The sequence below is a fragment of the Bradyrhizobium sp. genome (assembly GCF_049586575.1).
Classification (GTDB): Bacteria; Pseudomonadota; Alphaproteobacteria; order Rhizobiales; family Xanthobacteraceae; genus Bradyrhizobium.
Window position 1 is genome coordinate 1 of the sequence record NZ_JBAVCF010000011.1, and the last position, 3,295, is coordinate 3,295.

At 62.0% G+C, this 3,295-nt stretch carries 3 protein-coding genes; all 3 read left to right on the top strand.

The features are described from left to right. The coding region (locus WB528_RS00480) for a c-type cytochrome (protein WP_423886472.1) at window positions 1-563 on the top strand (563 nt) is incomplete at its 5' end. After that, entirely contained in the window at window positions 560-1,057 is a 498-nt protein-coding gene (locus tag WB528_RS00485; RefSeq protein WP_423886473.1) for a (2Fe-2S)-binding protein, read from the top strand. The genes WB528_RS00480 and WB528_RS00485, both read left to right, overlap by 4 nt. Beyond that, on the top strand, window positions 1,054-3,279 hold the full coding sequence (locus WB528_RS00490) for a molybdopterin cofactor-binding domain-containing protein (RefSeq protein ID WP_423886474.1): 2,226 nt from the start codon (window positions 1,054-1,056) through the stop codon (window positions 3,277-3,279). The genes WB528_RS00485 and WB528_RS00490 overlap by 4 nt, the downstream gene beginning before the upstream one ends. Window positions 3,280-3,295: the final 16 nt, after the last annotated feature.

The window sequence follows — 3,295 nt, forward strand, 5'->3', positions numbered from 1 at the left end:
CACGCGGCCCGATGGCTGAGGTCGTGGCCAATCTCTCGTCGGTGCCGGAAGGCGATGTCCGTGCGATCGCTCTCTACATGACGAGCGTGTTCGGACCTCCGACACAGGATCGCCTTAACCAGGCCAAAGCGACGCGAGCCGAGATGAAATCGTCCCCGGCTCAGCCGGCGTTAGCCAACGCTGCCGGTGCATCGATTTATGCGGCTGCCTGTGCGACCTGCCACGAGTCCGGCCGTCCTCTGCCCTATGGGGGCATCAACCTTCGCCTCAGTACGGCCCTCAGCGCGCCCGACCCGCGTAATGCGGCTAACATCATTTTATCGGGCATTCGTCCCGTCGCCGGGGAACGGAGCCCCATCATGCCGGGTTTTGCGAACAGCATGACCGACGATCAGATTTCCGCCCTGTTGGGTTATCTCCGCGGCCGCTTCAGCTCCCAATCGGCATGGACCGGTGTCGAACAGATCGTCCGTGATGCCAGGCAGCCCGAAACCGTATCTCTCCAGACCTCATCGAGACCTGGCGCCGCTCCCGGCGGTTCCATGCAGCGAGACAAGCCATGATGACATTGAAGGTCAACGGTCACGACCACCAGGTCGATGCCGATCCGGATACGCCGCTGCTTTATGTGTTGCGCGACGATCTCAATCTCAACGCTGCGAAGTTCGGTTGCGGTCTGGGCCAATGCGGCTCATGCACGGTGATCGTCGACGGCAAGGCCGTTTTGTCCTGTGTCACGCCGCTGCTCCTTCTCAAAGACAAGGAAGTGACGACCCTGGAAGGGTTGGGGACGGTCGAGAGGCCCGCGCCGATCCAGCGCGCTTTCATGGAAGAGCAGGCCGCGCAATGCGGCTACTGCATCGCCGGAATGATGATGCGCGCGCAGGCGCTGCTGCAACGCAATTCCAGGCCGACAGACGCGCAAATTCGCAGCGAACTGCAAACCAATCTCTGCCGTTGCGGCACCCATATGCGCATTCTTCGCGCCGTGCATCGCGCCGCGCATCTGATGGATAGCGCCGAATTGACGACGAACGGTGAGGGGGACGCGCGATGAACGGTCCCGTGACTCTTGATCGTCGTCAGGTTCTCGCCGGCGGCGGCGCCTTGATCGTCAGCTTCTCGATGTCGGATGCTTTCGCACAGGAGCATGCCGCGGCCGGCGCTCCAAAGCCTCCCGGCAGTCTGGCAAAATCGCCTTATCTCGATTCCTGGGTCCGCATCGATGCCGACGGCAGCATCACGGTCTTCACCGGCAAGGCAGAGCTCGGTCAGGGTTTCAAGACTGCGTTTCAACAGATAGCCGCTGAAGAGCTCGATGTCCCCTTTGCGTCGCTCAAGGTAATCACTGCCGATACGCATCTCACGGCCGATGAGGGCTATACGGCCGGCAGCCAATCCACGCAATATAGTGGCACCGCGATCCAGAACGCCGCCGCACAGGTGCGCGAGCTTCTGGTGGTGGAAGCCGCGCGGCGCTTCAATCTGCCGGCAGAGAATTTGCGGACCCAGGATGGCGCGGTCGTTGCGCCGGACGGGCAGCGCCTGGGTTACGGCGATCTGGTCTCCGACGGCATGCTGCATGTACAGGCACAGCCAAAATCGAAAATGAAGGATCCAGCCACCTACAAGGTGATGGGCCAACCGATACCGCGGGTCGACATTCCGGCCAAGGTCACCGGAGGGGCCGCTTACGTTCAGGACATGCGATTGCCGGGCATGGTCCATGCTCGCCTCGTGCGCCCGCCGAGCTATGGCGCCCAGTTGACGGAATGCGATACGGCTTCCGTCGAAAAGCTTCCCGGTGTCGTCAAGGTTGTTCGTAACGGCAACTTTATGGCAGTGGCCGCGAAAAAGGAGTTTCAGGCTATCAAGGCGATGCGCGCGCTCGCAGCGGCGGCAAAATGGAGCGAGACCGCGCGCCTGCCGAACCAGAATGACCTGCTACGCGTCGTCACCGGCCTGCCCTCGAACGATTCGGTTATTTTTGAACGCAGCGACCTGACGGTTTCAGGCCAAAGGACATTGGAAGCCATCTTTACGCGGCCCTATCAATCACACGGCTCGATCGGCCCATCCTGCGCGATTGCGCAACTCAGCGACGGCGCGATGACGGTATGGACGCATACCCAAGGCGTCTATCCTGATCGTCAGGGCATTGCCGAGATGCTGAAAGTTCCATTGGCAAGCGTCCGGCTGATCCATGTCGAAGGCTCCGGGTGCTACGGCCACAACGGGGCAGACGATGCTGCCGCGGACGCTGCGCTGATCGCGCGAGAATTGCCCGGCATTCCTGTGCGTGTCCAATGGATGCGCGAACAGGAACATGCCTGGGAGCCGTTCGGTCCGGCGATGGTCACCAAGCTGAAGGCGTCGCTCGATGCAAGCGGCGCGATCGCGTCGTGGAATTTCGAAGTCTGGAGCAACACCCATTCGATGCGACCGGGCGGTGCCGGATCGATGCTGGCGGGTCAGCATATGGCCGAGCCGTTCGCGGTGCCGGAGCCGAAGCCGCTGCCGTTGCCGGCAGGCGGCGGCGACCGCAACGCGATCCCGATCTATAAATTCCCCAACGCGCGTGTCGTGCATCATTTCATCCCGTCGATGCCAGTGCGGATTTCGGCGATGCGCGCGCTCGGCGCCTATCACAACGTGTTTTCGATCGAGAGTTTCATGACCGAGCTCGCCGAACTGGCCGGCGCAGACCCCGTCGAATTCAGGCTGAAACATCTGGAAGACAAGCGCGGTCGTGACGTCATCGAGAGGGCGGCGAAGGAGTTCGGCTGGCAGAAGGGACAAAAAGCTCCTCCGGACCGCGGCTATGGCTTCGCCTTTGCGCGCTACAAGAGTCTGGCGGCATACTGCGCCATCGCCAGTGAGGTAGAAGTGAATCGGGAGACCGGGCGTCCACGCCTGGTGCGCGCGGTCGCGGCGGTCGACAGCGGGCAGGTGGTCAATCCCGATGGATTGACCAACCAGATCGAGGGCGCGATCATGCAGTCGACCAGCTGGACGCTGTATGAAGCCGTTACCTTCGACGATACGCGGATCACCAGCGTTGACTGGCAAACCTATCCCATCCTGCGTTTCGACGCGGTCCCTGACAAGATCGACGTGCACATCATCAACCGGCCCGGTTTGCCGTTCCTGGGTAGCGGCGAGACCGGGCAGGGACCGGCGGCGGCATCGGTCGCCAACGCGCTCGCCAACGCCACCGGGAAACGCCTGCGCGATCTGCCGTTGACCCGGAAAAAAATCAAGGACGCGATCGACGCCTAGTGGAGTGGATTTGTCA